The 16,825-nt window shown below is 67.7% G+C and carries 22 protein-coding genes and 2 riboswitches; of the genes, 10 read left to right on the forward strand and 12 right to left on the reverse strand.

All coding sequences use genetic code 11. The features are described from left to right. Positions 1-314: ATP-binding cassette domain-containing protein (locus ACUYV6_RS11300; protein WP_449278779.1), on the reverse strand; the 314-nt coding region annotated here is incomplete at its 3' end. 185 nt (positions 315-499) lie between these two features. After that, positions 500-598, forward strand: a riboswitch (TPP riboswitch). On the opposite strand from ACUYV6_RS11300, the gene thiM reads away from it, so the two are divergent. From thiM to thiD, 3 genes are all read left to right on the forward strand, one after another. Then, on the forward strand, positions 589-1,521 hold the full coding sequence (gene thiM, locus ACUYV6_RS11305; RefSeq protein WP_449278780.1) for a hydroxyethylthiazole kinase: 933 nt from the start codon (positions 589-591) through the stop codon (positions 1,519-1,521). Its footprint overlaps the riboswitch before it by 10 nt. Further along, the gene (thiE, locus tag ACUYV6_RS11310) at positions 1,518-2,162 is read left to right on the forward strand and encodes a thiamine phosphate synthase (RefSeq protein WP_449278781.1); all 645 of its coding nucleotides are present in this window, start codon (positions 1,518-1,520) and stop codon (positions 2,160-2,162) included. The genes thiM and thiE overlap by 4 nt, the downstream gene beginning before the upstream one ends. Beyond that, positions 2,159-3,022, forward strand: a complete 864-nt coding sequence (gene thiD, locus ACUYV6_RS11315) for a bifunctional hydroxymethylpyrimidine kinase/phosphomethylpyrimidine kinase (protein WP_449278782.1) — start codon at positions 2,159-2,161, stop codon at positions 3,020-3,022. Before thiE ends, thiD begins: the two co-directional genes overlap by 4 nt. Here the strand turns inward: thiD and ACUYV6_RS11320 are convergent. The 6 genes from ACUYV6_RS11320 to ACUYV6_RS11345 all read right to left on the reverse strand — a co-directional run bounded on the left by ACUYV6_RS11320 (position 3,012) and on the right by ACUYV6_RS11345 (position 8,429). Then, positions 3,012-3,857 (reverse strand): 3-oxoacyl-ACP reductase, encoded by an 846-nt coding sequence (locus tag ACUYV6_RS11320; RefSeq protein ID WP_449278783.1) that lies wholly within the window; start codon positions 3,855-3,857, stop codon positions 3,012-3,014. The genes thiD and ACUYV6_RS11320 overlap by 11 nt on opposite strands. A gap of 92 nt (positions 3,858-3,949) precedes the next feature. After that, a riboswitch (TPP riboswitch) is annotated at positions 3,950-4,044 on the reverse strand. 53 nt (positions 4,045-4,097) lie between these two features. Continuing rightward, a complete protein-coding gene (gene trxA / locus ACUYV6_RS11325; protein ID WP_449278784.1) occupies positions 4,098-4,493 on the reverse strand; it encodes a thioredoxin in 396 nt (131 codons plus the stop codon). A 100-nt stretch (positions 4,494-4,593) separates the two neighbouring features. After that, entirely contained in the window at positions 4,594-5,238 is a 645-nt protein-coding gene (locus ACUYV6_RS11330; protein WP_449278785.1) for an SOS response-associated peptidase family protein, read from the reverse strand. A 31-nt stretch (positions 5,239-5,269) separates the two neighbouring features. Further along, the gene (locus ACUYV6_RS11335) at positions 5,270-6,010 is read right to left on the reverse strand and encodes an HpcH/HpaI aldolase family protein (protein ID WP_449278786.1); all 741 of its coding nucleotides are present in this window, start codon (positions 6,008-6,010) and stop codon (positions 5,270-5,272) included. 279 nt (positions 6,011-6,289) lie between these two features. Further along, complete coding sequence (fdhA, locus tag ACUYV6_RS11340) at positions 6,290-7,504, reverse strand: formaldehyde dehydrogenase, glutathione-independent (protein ID WP_449278787.1); 1,215 nt, start codon at positions 7,502-7,504, stop codon at positions 6,290-6,292. A 316-nt stretch (positions 7,505-7,820) separates the two neighbouring features. Then, complete coding sequence (locus ACUYV6_RS11345; protein ID WP_449278788.1) at positions 7,821-8,429, reverse strand: TetR family transcriptional regulator; 609 nt, start codon at positions 8,427-8,429, stop codon at positions 7,821-7,823. A 95-nt stretch (positions 8,430-8,524) separates the two neighbouring features. Between ACUYV6_RS11345 and ACUYV6_RS11350 the strand changes: the two genes are divergently transcribed. The 5 genes from ACUYV6_RS11350 to ACUYV6_RS11370 are packed head-to-tail and all read left to right on the forward strand — an operon-like array spanning position 8,525 to position 11,478. Then, on the forward strand, positions 8,525-8,893 hold the full coding sequence (locus ACUYV6_RS11350) for a CHY zinc finger protein (protein ID WP_449278789.1): 369 nt from the start codon (positions 8,525-8,527) through the stop codon (positions 8,891-8,893). Beyond that, entirely contained in the window at positions 8,890-9,552 is a 663-nt protein-coding gene (locus ACUYV6_RS11355; protein WP_449278790.1) for a biotin transporter BioY, read from the forward strand. Before ACUYV6_RS11350 ends, ACUYV6_RS11355 begins: the two co-directional genes overlap by 4 nt. 10 nt (positions 9,553-9,562) lie before the next feature. Further along, a complete protein-coding gene (locus ACUYV6_RS11360; RefSeq protein ID WP_449278791.1) occupies positions 9,563-10,339 on the forward strand; it encodes an energy-coupling factor ABC transporter ATP-binding protein in 777 nt (258 codons plus the stop codon). Continuing rightward, entirely contained in the window at positions 10,336-10,947 is a 612-nt protein-coding gene (locus tag ACUYV6_RS11365) for an energy-coupling factor transporter transmembrane component T family protein (protein ID WP_449278792.1), read from the forward strand. Before ACUYV6_RS11360 ends, ACUYV6_RS11365 begins: the two co-directional genes overlap by 4 nt. Positions 10,948-11,001: 54 nt before the next feature. Beyond that, positions 11,002-11,478 carry an SseB family protein gene (locus tag ACUYV6_RS11370; protein WP_449278793.1) on the forward strand — a complete coding sequence of 159 codons (477 nt, stop codon included), beginning with the start codon at positions 11,002-11,004 and terminating at the stop codon, positions 11,476-11,478. Between the two features lie 77 nt (positions 11,479-11,555). Here the strand turns inward: ACUYV6_RS11370 and ACUYV6_RS11375 are convergent, their stop codons facing one another. The 4 genes from ACUYV6_RS11375 to ACUYV6_RS11390 form a co-directional block, all read right to left on the reverse strand. Beyond that, entirely contained in the window at positions 11,556-12,125 is a 570-nt protein-coding gene (locus ACUYV6_RS11375; protein ID WP_449278794.1) for an HdeD family acid-resistance protein, read from the reverse strand. A gap of 140 nt (positions 12,126-12,265) precedes the next feature. Further along, positions 12,266-12,670, reverse strand: a complete 405-nt coding sequence (locus ACUYV6_RS11380) for an acyl-CoA thioesterase (RefSeq protein ID WP_449278795.1) — start codon at positions 12,668-12,670, stop codon at positions 12,266-12,268. Positions 12,671-12,745: 75 nt separating this feature from the next. After that, entirely contained in the window at positions 12,746-13,366 is a 621-nt protein-coding gene (locus ACUYV6_RS11385; RefSeq protein WP_449278796.1) for a response regulator, read from the reverse strand. After that, positions 13,363-14,592 carry a histidine kinase gene (locus tag ACUYV6_RS11390; RefSeq protein ID WP_449278797.1) on the reverse strand — a complete coding sequence of 410 codons (1,230 nt, stop codon included), beginning with the start codon at positions 14,590-14,592 and terminating at the stop codon, positions 13,363-13,365. Before ACUYV6_RS11390 ends, ACUYV6_RS11385 begins: the two co-directional genes overlap by 4 nt. A gap of 150 nt (positions 14,593-14,742) precedes the next feature. Here ACUYV6_RS11390 and ACUYV6_RS11395 point away from each other — a divergent pair, with 150 nt between their 5' ends. After that, complete coding sequence (locus ACUYV6_RS11395; RefSeq protein ID WP_449278798.1) at positions 14,743-15,831, forward strand: ABC transporter permease; 1,089 nt, start codon at positions 14,743-14,745, stop codon at positions 15,829-15,831. Beyond that, positions 15,828-16,529, forward strand: a complete 702-nt coding sequence (locus ACUYV6_RS11400) for an ABC transporter ATP-binding protein (protein ID WP_449278799.1) — start codon at positions 15,828-15,830, stop codon at positions 16,527-16,529. The genes ACUYV6_RS11395 and ACUYV6_RS11400 overlap by 4 nt, the downstream gene beginning before the upstream one ends. A gap of 57 nt (positions 16,530-16,586) precedes the next feature. On the opposite strand, the gene ACUYV6_RS11405 is transcribed toward ACUYV6_RS11400, so the two are convergent. Then, positions 16,587-16,808 carry a hypothetical protein gene (locus tag ACUYV6_RS11405; RefSeq protein WP_449278800.1) on the reverse strand — a complete coding sequence of 74 codons (222 nt, stop codon included), beginning with the start codon at positions 16,806-16,808 and terminating at the stop codon, positions 16,587-16,589. Between the last annotated feature and the right edge of the window lie 17 nt (positions 16,809-16,825).

The following is a 16,825-nucleotide window of genomic DNA, read 5'->3' on the forward strand; positions in this document are numbered from 1 at the left end:
CCAATCGTGATCGTGCCCTCAGTAGGCACCTCGAGATAGTTCAAACACCGCAAAAACGTGCTCTTCCCACCACCCGACGGACCAATGATCGACACGACCTCACCCTCGTCCATCGCGAGATCCACACCCGAGAGGACCCGATGATCGCCATAACTCTTCCCGAGCCCAGCAACCTGCACACCTCCCGACAACGGAATCGGAGAAGTTTTCGTACCAAAACTGAAGACCATATCCTCAAATACCTCCCGAATAACGGCACGCACTGCCCTGTAACGCGCCGAAGAGCCGTGAGCTCCGTCGTCCATAGTAGGCATCTGTGCGCGAGAGCGGGAGACCCCAGGTGTCGAAAATTCGCCTCAACGACAAGAATCGTGTCGAAAACCCCAGATCACGGCCTTTCTGGTTCTTTAACTGAAATTTCACGAATGCCGGGGGTGGCGCTGTCATATTCCGTCATGGCCCCAGAAAGAACAGCTGCCTGAGGCAACTATGCTGTGTCGTGAGTGACACGGGGTGCTGCGGATGGTCCGCAGCTGAGATCACACCCGTCGAACCTGATCTAGTTCGGACTAGCGAAGGAATGTCAGCATGAACACACAACCCTGCCCACCCGCGCCAGCAAGCGATGCGACTCAGCTCGAGGCGAATCGAGTCGCCGAGGCCGCGGGCTCGCTCCTTGCGGCGCTGCGCTCCCGCTCGCCGCTGGTGCACAGCATCACCAACAACGTGGTGACCGGCTTCACCGCGAACGCGCTGCTCGCCATCGGCGCGGCGCCCGCGATGGTCGACATCGTCGGCGAGTCCGGCATGTTTGCCACCGTGGCCGACGCCCTCTTGGTGAACCTCGGCACGCCCTCCCCCGAGCAGCGCGATGCCGCGCGCGAGGCGGTTGCCGGGGCGGGCGACGCCGGCACGCCCTGGGTGCTCGATCCGGTCGCCATCGGTGTCTTGCCGATCCGCACCGCCCTCGCCGCAGAGATGCTCGCCGCCGGGCCCGCAGCGATCCGAGGGAACGCGTCAGAGATTCTGGCCCTCGCGGGGGCGGGATCCGGCGGCCGCGGCGTCGACTCCGCAGACTCGCCCGAGGCGGCGGCGTCCGCTGCGCTCAGCCTGGCTCGTCGGTCCACGGGCATCGTCGCGGTCTCGGGGCCGGAGGACCTCATCACTGACGGCAACTCCGTGATCCGCGTCGCAAACGGCGACGTGCTGCTCACCCGGGTGACGGGCGGCGGCTGCGCACTCGGCTCGGTGATCGCGGCATTCCTCGCACCCGGCGTGCGCGGCGAACTCTCAGAGCTCCTGGCCGTCGCCGCGGCGCACGTCGTCTACGGCATCGCCGCCGAGCACGCCGCAGCAGGCGCTGACGGTCCGGGTATCTTCGCCGTACGCTTCCTCGATGCGCTCGCTTCGGTCACTCCGGCAGAGGTGGCGGTCGCGGCGCGCGTGCGGGTGGAAGGCGCCGAGGGATCCTCGTCACCGTCGTCACCCGGTCCCGTGGCCGCCGAGGAATTCACGCGATGAACCTCGGCCTGTACTTCGTCACGGATGCCGGCCTATGCGGCGAGCGCGGTGTGACCGAAACCGTGCGGCGCGCGGTCGATGGCGGGGCGACGATCGTGCAGCTCCGCGACAAGCTCGCGGATGGAGCGGCCCAGCTGCGGCAGCTTGAGGAGCTCGCGGACGCTGTCGACGGGCGCGCCCGACTGGTCATCAACGACCGCCTCGATGTCGCGGTCGCCGCCCGAGAGCGGGGGCTGGCGCTCGACGGAATCCACCTCGGTCAGGGCGATGCGGCCGCGCTCGAGGCCCGTGCAGTACTCGGGCCAGACGCCATCGTGGGTCTCACGGCGAACACCGCCGAGCATCTCGACGCGGTGCACCGTCTCCCCTCTGGCACCGTCGACTACCTCGGCATCGGCGTGATTCGGCCGACTTCGACCAAGCCCGATCATCCCCCGGCACTCGGAGTCGAGGGGTTCGCGCGTCTCGCGGGCGGCACACCGCTACCCTGCGTCGCGATCGGCGGCCTGCGCACCTCAGACATCGCGGCCCTGCGCCGGGGCGGGGCGGCGGGCATCGCCGTCGTGTCGGCGTTGTGTTCGGCTGAGGATCCCGCGGCCTCGGCACGCGCGCTGCGCTTGGAGTGGGAGCAGGCCTCATGACGGTCGCGCGTGTACTCTCCATCGCGGGCAGCGACCCCAGCGGTGGGGCGGGAATTCAAGCAGACCTCAAGGCGATCGCCGCGAACGGCGGGTATGGGATGGCGGCGATCACCGCCCTGACCGCCCAGAACACCCTCGGCGTGCAGGGCGTGTTCGTGCCGCCCGCGTCATCGCTCACCGCGCAGTTGGACTCCGTCTCGGCCGACGTGACCATCGACGCGGTGAAGATCGGCATGCTCGCGAATGCGGAGGTCATCGGCGCCGTGGCCGCGTGGCTGCGGCGCACCCCGGTGCCGCATGTCGTGCTCGATCCGGTCATGGTGGCGACGAGTGGGGATCGCCTGCTCGACACCGCTGCAGAAGACGCGCTCCTCCGGCTGGTCGCACAGGCAGACCTCATCACCCCGAACCTTGCCGAACTCGGTGTGCTGCTGGGTGAGGATGTCGCCCCCGACTGGGCGGTCGCACTCGACCAGGCCCGTCGCCTCGCACAGGAGACCGGCGTCCGCGTGCTCGCGAAGGGCGGCCATCTCGTGCGCGATCCCGAATCTCACCGAGCGAACGCTTCGGCCCCCCGGCATGAGCAGGCCGTCGACGCACTTGTCGCCCCTGACGGGGGAATCGTCGAGGTCTCGGGGCAGCGCGTTCGCACGCGCAACACTCACGGCACCGGCTGCTCGCTCTCCTCAGCGATCGCGACGCGGGTCGCCCGTCATGGGGAGTGGGAGGCCGCCGTGCGAGAGGCGAAGGCGTGGCTCACGCAGAGCCTCGCCGCCGCAGACGAACTTGAGGTCGGATCGGGCCATGGGCCGATCCACCACTTCGCCGGTCTCTGGCACGGCGACGGCCTCACCCCTTGACCAGACCCCCGTCGACAATGAGATTCTGACCCGTGACTCCGCGCGCCCACGGCGACGCGAGGAACAGCACGGTGTCGGCGAGCTCGGCGGGGGTCGTCACGCGCCGCAGCGGAGTGCCCGCCGCAATCGCGTCGAACACCGCCTCAGGCGTCGCAGCCGAAGCGTCGGTTGTGCGCAGCAGACCACCCGACACCATATTGACGTTGACGCCGAACTGACCGAGGTCGTCGGCGAACGTTCGCGTGATCGACAGCAGCGCGGCCTTCGCAGCGGTGTAATCGTGGTACGGAACCACGGGGTGCTGGAAGAGGTTCGTGCCGATATTCACGATGCGTCCGAAGCCGTGCTCGCGCATGCCGTCGAGCACCGTCTGGATGAGCGCCACCGGCGCCTGCACGGAGCCGACGAACTGCGCCGCGAGTTCCTCCGCCGCAATCTCGTCGGCCTTCGGTCGGCCGTCTCCGTTGAAGGAGAAGTCGATGAGCGCGTTGTTCACCAGCGTTGTCACGGGTCGCCCGAAGTGCGCGGTGCCGCGAGCGACGAGGTCACGGACCTGCTGAGGATCCCGCACGTCTGCGGCGAGCGCGACTGCCCGCTCGGGGAAGCGTTCGACGAGCTGCTGCGCGGCCGTCTCCGAGCGCAGGTAGTTGACGATGACGCTCGCGCCGGCCCCGAGGAAGGCCTCACTGATCGCGGCCCCCAGCCCGCGGGCCCCGCCAGTGACCAGCACCAGCTGGCGGTTGATCGGGAGGGCGCTCTCAGAAGGAGCGTCGGTGCACGTGGGTGCGGCGTAGGCGGGTGCTGGCGTCTCGGCGGTCGTGTTCTGGGCGGTCATCGTCGGGCTTCCTTCGGTTCGGCGGCGAAGGGTACCCAGATCGATCGCCCCGTGGTGCGGGGTGAGAGCGCGCGCCGAGGCTGCGCAGGCATCGCGAACATACAGGACATCCCTTCGCCAGTGCTAACTGGATCAGGTTCGACGGGTGTGGTCTCAGCCGCCGGTTGCGGCACCCCGTGTCACTGCCTCTGTTCTATCACAGCCCGCTGGCACGCGAACGCAGTCCGCGTGCCCTGCCGCTTACTCGGCCGGCTGCGCCTCCGACTGCTGGCCGCCCGACTGCTGCTCGGCAACCTGCTTGCGCACCTCATCCATGTCGAGCCCGCGGATTCCGGTGATCAGCTGCTCGAGCGAAGCCTCGGGCAGGGCTCCGGCTTGCGCGAACACGCCGATCCCATCGCGGAACGCCATGAGCGTCGGGATCGACGAGATCCGGAACATCGCGGCGAGCTCCTGCTGCGCCTCGGTGTCGATCTTGCCGAACACCAGGTCGTCGTGCTTCTCAGATGCCTTCTCGAAGACCGGCCCGAACGCTCGGCAGGGGCCGCACCACTCCGCCCAGAAGTCGAGCACGACGATGTCGTTGTTCTCGAGAGTGGTTTCGAGGTTGTCTTTGGTGATCTCGATGGTGCTCATAGTGTTCCGCGCCCGGCAGGCGCCCCCCTGTCCTTTCGTCGGGATCCTGAGCCGCCACGATACATGCTGGGCCTCTCGACGACCAGGGGCTTCCGCCGCATCAGAACAGCATGTCATCGGTCACCCTCGTCATCGCCTGCGAGATGCCCTCCGACTCGCGCAGCGCCCACTCGGCCAACTCCTCATCACCGGTCTGGGCGGGGTCGAGCCAGCGGTCATGCGCGTCGCGGGGCAGGATCAGCGGCATCCGATGCCAGGTGTCCGCTGCCTCGCCGACCGCATGCCGGGTGACGAGCGAGTAGGTGACGAGCTGTGCACCGCCCGGTATCGGGACCGTACGCGTGATCGTCGCGATGCCGAACGCCTCGCCGCCGGGGAGCTCGAAATCTCGACCCTTCTCGCGATACCAGGATGCTGGAGACAGCGCGCGGCGCTGGAACGGCCCTCGCCAGGCCGGCGAGAGCGCGAGCCGATCCACCCTGCTGTTGAACGCATCGAACTCGGCCGGGCCCGACGCGTTGGGCCAGATCCACCAGTACCCGAGCACCAGCTCGCGACGACCGTTCGCCCCTCCGAGAATCACCGGGTTGAGGTGATCCGGATGCCACTTCGTGACCTCGGCCCGGCCGCCGCGCTCGCCGATCCAGTCGTGCAGCAGCGATCGGTGATCTTCTTCATCGAGGGCTCCGAGGCTCTCGGGCAGGCTGCCTACCGCGCCACCGCCCAGACCGAATACTGCGCACATGCCGCCAGTCTAGGGAGCGTCGTCTCACGGCTCAGCCGCGGGCGGCCTCGAGCTGCTCCCGCATGCCCCCGCACAGCACTGAGATATCGGTCGCAGCGGTCGCCAGCGTGAAGCCCTGCTCGACGCGCGCCCGCGCCTGCTCCCCGTCGGCGCAGTGGATGCCGACCACCTTGCCGCGCTCGAGCGCAGCATCGCGCACGCGGGCGAGCGCGTCTTCGAGTCGGGGCAGGATCGCATCTTCGAACGGCACCCGCGCGCCGAGGGCCAGCGAAAGATCGTAAGGACCGACGTAGACACCGTCGACGCCCGGAACGTCGAGGATCGCCTCGACGTCATCGAGCGCGCCGACGGTTTCGATCATGACGAGCAGCGTCACTCCGGCATCGGTTTCGGCCGGGCTTCCCGCGAAGTGCGTGCCGTCGCGGAATGGCCCCCAGGAGCGCCCGCCGCCTGACACTGGATAGCGCATGGCCCGCGCCGCGGCCTCCGCGTCGGCCACGGATTCGATGAGCGGCACGATGATGCCCTGCGCACCGGCGTCGAGCATCCGCCCGATCTCGGCCGCGTTGTTCTCGGAGACTCGCACGAACGGGACCGGCCCGCCCGCGGCGGTGATCGCGACAAGGGCGTCACGAGTCTCTCCGTAATCGAGCAGGCCGTGCTGACCGTCGACGCACACGTAGTCGAAGCCCTGTCTCGCGAGCTGCTCGACCGCGATGGTCGAGCCGAGCGTCACCCAGGCTCCGAGCGCGGGTGTGGCGAGTTTGGGCATCATAGTCTCCTTCGCGTTCTCAGTGTCGCGTCCGCCGGTGCCGGTCGGATGCGCATTCAACTGACGCAAATGTAGCTCATGGCCGGTTGATGATCATCATCTGCGTCAGTCGAAGTGCCGGCTCGGCTCAGCAGTCGACCGGAACCCCGCCCAGAACTCCGAGGCGCCCGAGTCGGGCTCCCGCGACACAGCAAAGATGGCTTGGGTGCTCTATCCAAACGCATAGAGCACCCAAGCCATCTTTTCTCGGGTTCCGCCGACGCGGATCCGAGGTGTTGGTTAGGACTTCACCATCCCGTGAGGATCGATGACGAACTTCGTCGCCGCACCCTTGTCGAACTGGGCGTAACCCTGCGGCGCCTCGTCGAGGCTGATCGTCGCCGCATTGACCGCCTTGGCGATGTGGGCCCGATCAGCGAGGATCAGGTTCATCAGCTGCCGGTTGTACTGCTTCACGGGGCACTGACCGGTGACGAACTGGTGCGACTTCGCCCAGCCCAGGCCGAGTCGCACGCCGATCTGACCGTGCTTGGCGGCCTCATCGACGGCGCCGGGGTCACCCGTGACGTACAGGCCCGGAATTCCGAGTGACGCACCCGCGCGCGCGACATTCATGATGTCGTTGAGCACGGTCGCCGGGGCCTCGCCTGCACCGTGACCGTGGCCGCGCGCTTCGAAACCGACGGCGTCGACTGCGGCATCGACCTCGGGCTCGCCTACCAGGTCGGCGATGATGTCGGTGAGACTGTCACCCTTCGACAGGTCGGCCGTCGAGCAACCGAAGCTGGCCGCCTGCGCGAGCCGGTCGGCGTTCATGTCACCCACGATGACGTGCGCGGCGCCGAGCAACTGAGCCGAGTACGCGGCCGCGAGGCCGACCGGGCCTGCACCGGCAACGTAGACCGTGGAGCCGGTGGTGACTCCTGCGGATACCGCTCCGTGGTAGCCGGTCGGGAAGATGTCGGAGAGCATCGTGAGGTCGAGGATCTTCTCGAGTGCGGCGTCGCGATCCGGGAACTTCAAGAGGTTGAAGTCGGCGTAGGGGATCATCACGTACTCCGCCTGGCCGCCGAGCCAGCCGCCCATGTCGACGTAGCCGTACGCGGCTCCGGCGCGGGCAGGGTTCACGTTCAGGCAGATGCCGGTCTTGCCCTCATTGCACATGCGGCAGCGGCCGCATGCGATGTTAAAGGGCACCGAGCAGATATCGCCCTCCTTGTGGAAGAGGACGTCATCGCCGACCTCGACGACCTCGCCCGTGATCTCGTGACCGAGCGTCTGCCCGACCGGCGCGGTGGTACGTCCACGCACCATGTGCTGGTCGCTGCCGCAGATGTTCGTGGTCACCAGCTTCAGGATCACGGCGTGCGGTGCTGCCTGTTTAATGCCGAGCCCATCGGCGACTTCCTTGGGAATCTCGAGCTTGGGGTAGTCGAAGCTCTCAATCTTCACTTCGCCCGGACCTGCGTATACGACGACTCTGTTGCCAGCCATGCCTGGTCTCCATTCACACGTATTTCCACCGCCGAGCGGGGCTGCGGTGCCCTCCTTTGGGCTCCTGCGGTGCTTCCACCGTACGAGGGGTACGTCAGCGGTGCAAGGCCCTTGATCTGGTCATATATCAATCGTCGACGGCGACAGTGGCGGCGCGGCCCGCCTGGGTGCTCGTGCACGCGCATGATTTCGCGCATATTCCCGCCACTGTGGGGCGTCTCGGCCACTCATGCCAGAGCCTGCAGATCTGATGCGAATTTCAGCCGGGCACCGTGCAATTTCGACGCAAGGTGCCCAGTGCGCAATGTTCAGCTCGTCAGCCCGCTGCCAAGCTGGCAAGACCGGCGAGGATGATGCCGAGCCCGCGCTCGTAGGAGGCTTCGAGACGATCCGTCTCTTCGCCTTCTGCAGCAGCACCCGCCGCGACTGCGCCCCCTACGAGCGCCCCGAACTCGATCGCCTGCCGCTGGGTCTGGGTCGACTGCGCGTGTCCGAAGGTGAAGAGCAGCAGGGTGCGGGCTCCCTCGACTCCGACGAGCGCCGCAAGCTCGGTCTCGACCTGCGAGGCCCCGAGGCGGTAGGCCGACGCGGTCGCCACCACATCGGCACCGTCGCGCACGGCGAGCATCGCGTTGCGTAGCGCACGGCAGAGCTCCCGCGCCGCAGTCGCGCGATCCGCCGACTCGGCGCCCGCCAATTCGTGAGCGCGCTCCGCTCCGTCAGCACCCACGACCGACAACACCGGACGCGTGATCTCGTCGGCCATGAGCGCGAGCAGCTCTTGCTTGTTGGGCACGTGATGGTAGAGCGCGCTGGGCTGCACTTCGAGCTCCGCGGCGACGCGGCGCATCGAACAGAATTCCAGCCCGTGCTCGTCGAGCACTCGCAACGCTGCGGCGACGACGTCGGAGCGAGAATTGCGCATGATCCGATCCTAGCGCTAACCTGAACACCGTTCACCAGAACACTGTTCAGGTGGCCGGAGGCCGGCCTGATCCCCATCCGCAGATCGGAGGAACCGTGACCGCATCGATCGACCCGCGTGGGCACGGCCCCCGTGTGCTCGGCGCCACGATCGATGAGCAGACTCGATGCATCCACTACAGCAGCGAATCCGATGTGATCGCCCTGCAGTTCAAGTGCTGCGGTGATTTCTATCCGTGCTTCGCATGCCACGAGGCGGCCGAGCATCCGGCGACGCGGTGGGCTGCGCAGGATCGCGCCGCGCGTGCCGTGCTCTGCGGAGTATGCCGGCATCTCTTGAGCATCGATGACTACCTGACAGCCACCGTCTGCCCGGACTGCGATGCACAGTTCAATCCCGGCTGCCTTCTGCATCACGACCTCTACTTCGACTTTCCGCACCCGACCGCAACGGAGAAATCATGACCAGCCAGACCCAGCAGAGCTCCGCCCACGAACCGGGCAGCACACCGCAAGACGCCTCGCGCGGCAAGTCGCGCAGCAACCCTGCGGTAGATATCGCGCTCATCGCGGTATTCGCCGCGTTCATCGCGGTCTGCGCGATCCTGCCCGCCATCACCGTCGCCGGGCCGGTGCCCTTCACCCTGCAGACCCTCGCGATCCTGCTCACCGGCGCCGTGCTCGGTGCTCGCCGCGGCTTCCTCGCCGCCCTGCTCTACTTGGCGGTCGGCGCTATCGGCCTCCCGGTCTTCGCGGGCGGCGCCGCCGGTCTCGCACCGTTTGCCGGCGCCACCGCCGGCTACCTCGTGTCGTTCCCCTTCGCAGCCGCCGCGACCGGACTCATCGTCGAGCGCATCCCGCGCCGCAACATCGGCATCACGACGCTGTTCATCTTCCTCGCCGCCCTCGTCGGCGTGGTGGTCAACCACGCCCTCGGCATCGTGGGTCTCGCCCTGCTCGGCGGCATGGGATTCGGCCCCGCAGTAGTCGCCGATCTCATCTTCGTGCCCGGCGACATCGTGAAGGCGGTACTCGCCGCGATCGTCGCATCGGCCGTGCACCGCGCCTTCCCCGCACTGCTGCCGCGCCGCCGAGCGGTGGCGGGCGTGGGCGCCCAGGTGTAAGGATTCCAGCATGATCGAACTGCGAGAGGCCTGCGCGGCCGCGCCCACCGCCGAGGGCGAGACCGTCATCTTGCATCCGACGTCGCTCGCGCTCGCCGAGCATCGCATCTCGATCATCGGAGCGAACGGCTCGGGGAAGTCAACGCTCGCCCGAATGCTCAACGGCCTGGTGGAGCCGGTGACGGGCGACGTGCGGGTGCGCATGCGGGCGGACGAAGCGACGGGTGCGGCCGACACGGCATGGCTCGACACCCGGGCTCAGGGCGCGGCCGTGCGCCGCCAGGTGGGATTCGTCTTCACCGACCCGAGCGCCCAGCTCGTCATGCCCACGGTTGCGGAAGATGTCGCGCTGTCGCTGCGGCGCACGCACCGAAAGAAGCCCGATCGGCAGCGTGCCGCACTCGATGTGCTCGAGAGGTTCGGGATCGCAGAGCTCGCCGAGCGATCCGTACACACGCTCTCGGGCGGGCAGCGACAGCTCCTCGCCATTGCGAGCGTGCTCGCGGCCGATCCTGCGATCCTGGTCGCCGATGAGCCCACGACCCTGCTCGACCTGTGGAACAGCCGCATGATCGGCGATCTGCTCATGAGCCTGCCGCAGCAGGTCATCGTCGTGACGCATGACCTCGACCTCGCGGCGCGGGCCGAGCGCACGCTGGTGGTCGACGACGCGCGCGTGGTGTTTGACGGAGACCCGAGCGCCGCAATCGACTTCTACCGGGCCGCGGCGCAGTACCCCGGGCAGGGAACCGATGAGGCTCCCGTGTCGCAGAACGGCACCCCATGACGTTCTCGCCGCTCGGCGCCTACCTGCCGGGCACCTCGCCGTTGCATCGGCTGCGCCCGGGGGCGAAGCTGCTGGGTCTGTTCGGGATCGCAACACTCTCGATCATCTTCCGCTCGGTGCCGAGCGCGCTCATCGTGCTCGCCATCGGTGTCTCGCTCGCGCTTCTGGCCGGGCTGCGTCCGCGCGAACTCTGGCGTCTGACGCGCCGGTTCGCGATCGTTGCCGTGATCCTGTTCGCGTTCCAGTGGTGGCAGAACGGCTGGGAGCACGGCCTCGCAGTCGTGGGTACGCTGTTCGGGCTGCTCCTGTTGGCGAGCGCCGTGACCGCCTCGACCGCGGCCGACGATACCGTCGAGACCATCACCTGGGCGCTCGGCCCATTCCGCCGCTTCGGGGCGAAGCCCGAGCGTGTGGCCCTCGCGTTCTCCCTCGTGCTCCGCACGATTCCGACGCTGCTCGGCGTTGCCCGAGAGACCCGCGATGCTGCGCGAGCGCGCGGGCTCGAGCGCAGCCCACGCGCCTACCTGGTGCCCATGGCGCTGCGCACGGTCGCGCACGCGCAACACACCGGTGAGGCCCTGCACGCGCGCGGCGTCATCGACGACTGACCCGAGGAGCCGGCAAGGTCCGCGCGCGGTCGGTCGACCTCTAGGCTGGAACGCATGGCAGCGCACGAGATTCCCGACGACGTTTCCGCCGACTACGCGAACACCGCCGTGCAGACGGCACTGCACGAGCTGCAGAGCGCACCCGACTACGAGCGTCTCGCGGCACTGCTGAATGCGCTGCGAGAGGGCTACCTCATCGCCGACGTCACCGGCACCTCCGCGAAGCGGCAGAGGCAGCGCGGCAAAGGCCCTCGGGTACGCACGATCCGTTCGACGAAGGGGCAGCTCGTGCTGCCGCTCTTCACCTCGATGGAAGGGCTGCGCGCGGCAGCGGGATCCACGAATCCCGACGATGTGCGCGGCGTCGTGATGCCCGCCCGCGAGGCACTCGCCCTCATCGCCTCGGATCGCTTCGTGGCGGCCGAACTCGATAAGGGCTCGCCCGACTCACTGGTGATGCTGCGCAAGTACGTCACCCTCGCCGTGACCGACGAGTCCATCACCGCGGAGCGGCTCGAAAACATGCGGTAGACGGGAACATGCGCTAGGCGCGCGGGAAGCAAGCGGGCCGCGTGCGCTCAGAAGGCGGGCCGCCGCCCGATCCTCCCTTACTCGCGCCTGAGCGAGAAGGCGCGCACCACTTGCACGAGACCGAGCACGACCATCGAGATGCCGAGCAGCAGCCAGAGCGTTACTGCCCCCAGGATCGGCGAGGCGATCAGCACGATACCGGCGACGAGGCTGACGAGGCCGTAGAAGATCGTCCACCCCTTCCGTGTGGTCTGCTTGACGAGGCTGATCGACATGACGCCCTCGAAGAGCCACAGCATGCCGATCGTCACCGAGAGGAAGACCGCGAGCACCGCGGCGGCCGCTCCCAGGTTTGCGAAGACGACGATGCCGCCGACCACGTAGAGGAGGCCGAGCAGTATGTGGCCGGTGCGGGCCCATCCCTGTCGGGAGGTGCCGAAGACCGCACTGCCCAGGTAGACAGCGCCGACGACGAGCGCGTACGCCGCCATGGCGATCGCGACGAACTGCATCGCGACTGCCCCAGACTTCTCGGGGAAGAACATGATGAGGAGGCCCAGCACCAGGGCGATGAGACCGCCGATGCCGAGTGCGGTGCGAATACCATCGGCGAGCTTGGGGCTCGTGCCGGAATCAGAAGCAGTCATGGGTGCATTATCTCTGCATCCGACCCTCCGTGAGGCATCCGCGCCGCAAACGTCGATACTCGAGGCCCGGTCCAGTGCCGGTGCGGTGCCCGCGCAACCGAGCTCCCGCACCGCAGCGTTCGCCCATCAACGCACGCCAATCAGCGCGCTGACCGCACGCGTTCCGTGCCCGAGGTGGCTTCGGTGTAGCCATGCGCAGCGGGTCGGCCGCTCGCATCGAGGGCCACGAATACGATGCGATCAAGGGTCAAGATCTCCTGGCCCGTCACTGCGTTCTCGACACGGCAAGTCATCGTGACCGAGGTCCGCCCGAATCCCGTCACCCGGTACTCGAGCTCGAGCAGGTCGCCTCGGGCAGCGGGCGCGAGGAAATCCAGCTCGGAGAGGTGACGGGTCGTCACCTCGATACTGCCCAGCTGGGCGACAGCGATGATCGCAGCTTCCTCGTCAACCCACTGCAGCAGGCGACCGCCGAACAGCGTGCCGTGCTGGTTCAGGTCTTCGGGCTTCACCCATTTGCGCACGGTGAACAGGAGCTCGCTCATGCGATCCAGCCTAGAGCGATACGGGCCGGCCAGTGGCATCACCGCGCTCGCAGCGCCCCGCGCCCACGGCCCCCACTACCTCAAGAGCCCGCTCTCGCGAGCAGCGGCGACGGCAGCAGTACGCGAGGAGACGCCGAGTTTCGTGTAGATGTGCACGAGATGCGACTTCACGGTCGCGTCGCTGATGTAGAGCCGTGCCGCGATCTCACTGTTCGTCGCGCCTTCTGCCACGAGCCTCAACACCTCGGTCTCGCGCGCGCTCAAGACCGGCTGCGGAGCGCGCATCCGGGCGAGCAGTCGGCCCGCGATCGCGGGCGCAAGCGCGGTCTCCCCCGCCGCGGCCGCACGAATCGCAGTGATGAGTTCGTCGGGCGGAGTGTCTTTGAGCAGATAGCCGCTGGCCCCCGCTTCGACCGCACCGAGGATGTCACCGTCGGTGTCGTAATTGGTCAGTACCAGCACGGCCGGCGGACTCGGCAGTGCTCGGATTCGACGGGTCGCATCGGCCCCGGTCTGATCGCCCCCGAACTGCAGATCCATCAGCACGACCTCCGGAGCCAGCTCTCCAGCGAGCGTCACCGCCTCGTCGGGCGTCGCCGCTTCTCCCGCGACTTCAAGCGCGGGCTCGCCCGTGAGCATGGCGCGCAGCCCGGTACGCACGACCGGATGGTCGTCGACGAGCAGGATCCGGATCATGACGCCCTCCCCGCGGCCGAACCGAGCGGCAGCCGTGCGACGACGGTCGTGCCCCGGGCGGGTGCCGAGTCGATGTCGAGTGCGCCGTCGAGCTGTTCGACCCGTTCGCGCATCGCCTGCAGGCCGAAGGAGTCGGCCATGCGCGAATCCGCGACCGCGGTGGAGACGTCGAAGCCTCGTCCATCATCGCGAACGCGCAGGGTTGTCGTATCGCCGTCCTCTGTCAGCTCGATGACGATGCGAGACGCGTCCGCGTGACGAAGCGCGTTTGAGAGTGCCCCCTGGGCGATGCGCAATAGCGCGGTTTGGGTGCCCATGGGCAGGTCGAGATCTTCGGCCACCACCTCAACCGGCACTGACGTCCGTTCGGATTGTTCACGGCCGAGCCTGCGGAGAGCCGCCGCGAGACCATCATCGAGACGGGCCGGGGTGAGCTCACGGATGATTTGTCGAGTGTCGGCGAGACTGTCAGCGGCGGTCTCACGAGCGAGCTGCAGATAACCGGCGCCGGGTTCGGGCGTATCGCGCTCAGCCGCACGCAGCAGCATCTGAATGCTGGAGAGGCCTTGGGCGACTGTGTCGTGAATCTCCCGGGCAAGCCGGGCACGTTCGGCGAGCGCCCCCTGCTCGCGCTCAGTGTCAGCGAGTTGTTGGCGGGTGCGGATCAGCTCTTCCAGCAGTCGCTCACGTTCGTCGGCCTCGCGCGTCAGCGCACGATAGGCGAGGCCGATCAGCAGCGCAACTCCGGCCCCGACGAGCGGACCGAGGACTCCCCCGACGCTGAACCCCAAGTGGAGGCCGAGGGCGCAGATCGCGAACAGGGTGGCAACCACGATCGCGGCCACCCCGCCCGCGCCAGGCAACAAGTGCAGGTAGAGGAAGAACAGTGGGAAGACGAGGTACGCCCCTTCGGGGCTCAGCCACGTCAGCACCGCCCACAGCAGGGTGAGTGCGATGACCCAGCCCATGGCGAAGCCCCGCTGAGAACCGGCGACCCCGGGCTCGCTGACGCGTGCGAGCCCGGGGCCACTGGCGCGTACGCGTGCGAGCCACGTGCCCGCGAGGTACACCGCCACGAACGCGACCCCGATGACCAGCGTCCACGGCGCATACGGTGACGAGACGACGAAGGCACGCGCGACCGCGAAGCCCGTGAGCCCGATGAGGAGGGCGTGCAGGCCGAGGCGGAGCCCCGTGAACACCGGGGCAAGGGTCGAGTGCGACATCAGGCTTCCAGCCTATGCGAGCCGTGTTCGGTGTCCATCAACCGAAAGTTTGACTGCGAATCCCACGGTTCTGGCGATGCCCACCGAAGGCGCTGAGAGGAGGCTGGAAAGCGAGTTCGGGCAGAGTGCACGAACGGGAAGGTTGTCACCATGTTCGTCGCGTGGAGAGAGCTGCGGTTCGCCCGCGGCCGGTTCCTGCTGATCGGGTGCGTCGTCGCTCTGATCACCTTGCTCGTCGGTTTCCTCTCGGGCCTGACCGGAGGGCTTGCATCTCAGAACATTTCCTCCGTACTGCATCTTCCGGGTGATCGGCTCGTGCTGCAGCAGCCGGAGAACGGCACCCCCAGTTATGCGACCTCCTCCCTCGATGCAGACGCGGTACGAGCATGGGAGCAGACTGACGGAGTCGGGTCGGTGACGTCGGTCGGCATCTCCCAGTCTCGTGCTTCTGCCAATGGAGACGAGCCCACCGGCGTGGCCCTGTTCGGTCTGCCGCAGGATGCCGCACTCTCCGAGTCGAATCCGCTGTTCGAACTCGCGCCGAGCTCTGACGATGAGGTCGGTCTCTCCGCGGATGCTGCCGACGATCTCGGCGTCGCGATCGGCGACACGATCTCGATCACAGGCGATGACTTCACGGTCGCCTCGATCGGCGGGGATCTCTGGTACAGCCACACTCCGGTCGTCGTACTGTCCCCGAATGCGTGGAGCGATGCGAGCCAGCGCATAGGCGGCACCGGCGACCCCACGGTGCTCGCAGTGACCGGAGACGCGAACTGGGAGACCACCGGCGCTTCGAGCGGCACGGTCGCTGAAGCACCGCTCGCAAGCTTGTCGGCCTTGGATGCGTTCCGGTCGGAAATCGGGTCGCTGGGGTTGATGATCGCGATGCTCTTCGGGATCTCCGCACTCGTCGTCGGGGCGTTCTTCACCGTCTGGACCATGCAGCGCGCCGGAGACATCGCGGTACTCAAGGCACTCGGAGCGACCACCGGGTCGCTCGTGCGCGACGCCCTGGGTCAAGCGCTCATCGTCTTGGCAGCGGGCATCGGCGTCGGTTTGCTCGCGGTGGTCGGCCTGGGAACTCTCGCGGGTGGCGCATTGCCTTTCGTGATCAGTCCGCTCACCACGCTCGCACCGGCCGCCATCATGGCCGTTCTCGGCCTCGCAGGCGCGGCTTTCGCGCTGCGTTCCGTTACCCACTCTGACCCTCTCACAGCCCTCGGGAGCAACCGATGATCGAACTTCAGAACGTCACCCTCACCTTCCCCGACGGAGATCACCGCATCACCGCAGTCGACCGAGTCACCCTCCGAGGCGACCGTGGCACGGTGACCGGGATCACCGGGGCGTCAGGGTCGGGCAAGTCGAGCCTGCTCGCCATCGCCGCCACCCTGATCCGCCCCGATTCGGGCGGAGTACTGATCGGCAGTGGATCCGACACGGTCGATGCGGCACAGCTGTCGAAGGACGAGGCGACTGCGCTGCGCCGAGAACGCATCGGCATCGTGTTCCAGCAATCCAACCTCTTGCCCGCACTCACCGCACGCGAACAGGTGCAGGTCATGGCCCGGCTCGGTGGCGGCATCACACGGAGCAGGCGGGCACAGATCGAGGATCGCGTCGACGATCTGCTCACCGCCGTCGGGCTCGCGGAGCACGCCGACAAGCGCCCGCACCAGCTCTCAGGTGGGCAGCGACAGCGCGTTGCGATCGCCCGCGGCCTCGTCAATGATCCCGAGGTGCTGCTCGTCGATGAGCCGACGAGCGCGCTGGATCAGGAGCGCGGCGCCGAGATCATGCAGCTCATCTCCCGCCTCACTCACGAACGCGGCACGGCAACACTGCTCGTCACGCACGATCTGATTCACCGCGAGGCGTTCGACGAGCTCGTCACCGTCGTGGATGGCCGCATCGCGGCAGGGGTCGCCGCCTGACGTGCGGCCCCGCCAGAGACTCGCGGGCTCAATGATGCTCGCAGTCTCTGCGGCTGATCAGCCTTCGACGACAGCCTCGGCACTGACACCATCGGAGTCGACACCGCCGGAATCAGCACCGCCGGAACCCGCACCGTCGGTATCGTTGATCGGCAGAACCGTGGGGTGCGTTGCCGGGCCCCAGGCGGTCGCCCCGCCCTCGTCGCTCCAGTCTTGGCCGAGCTCGACGTTGTGAGCCGGATCGGACTCGTGATCCGGCCTGCGAATCTGCTCGTTCATGATTCGCTCCCTTCTGC

The sequence above is a fragment of the Leucobacter sp. GX24907 genome, assembly GCF_053567335.1.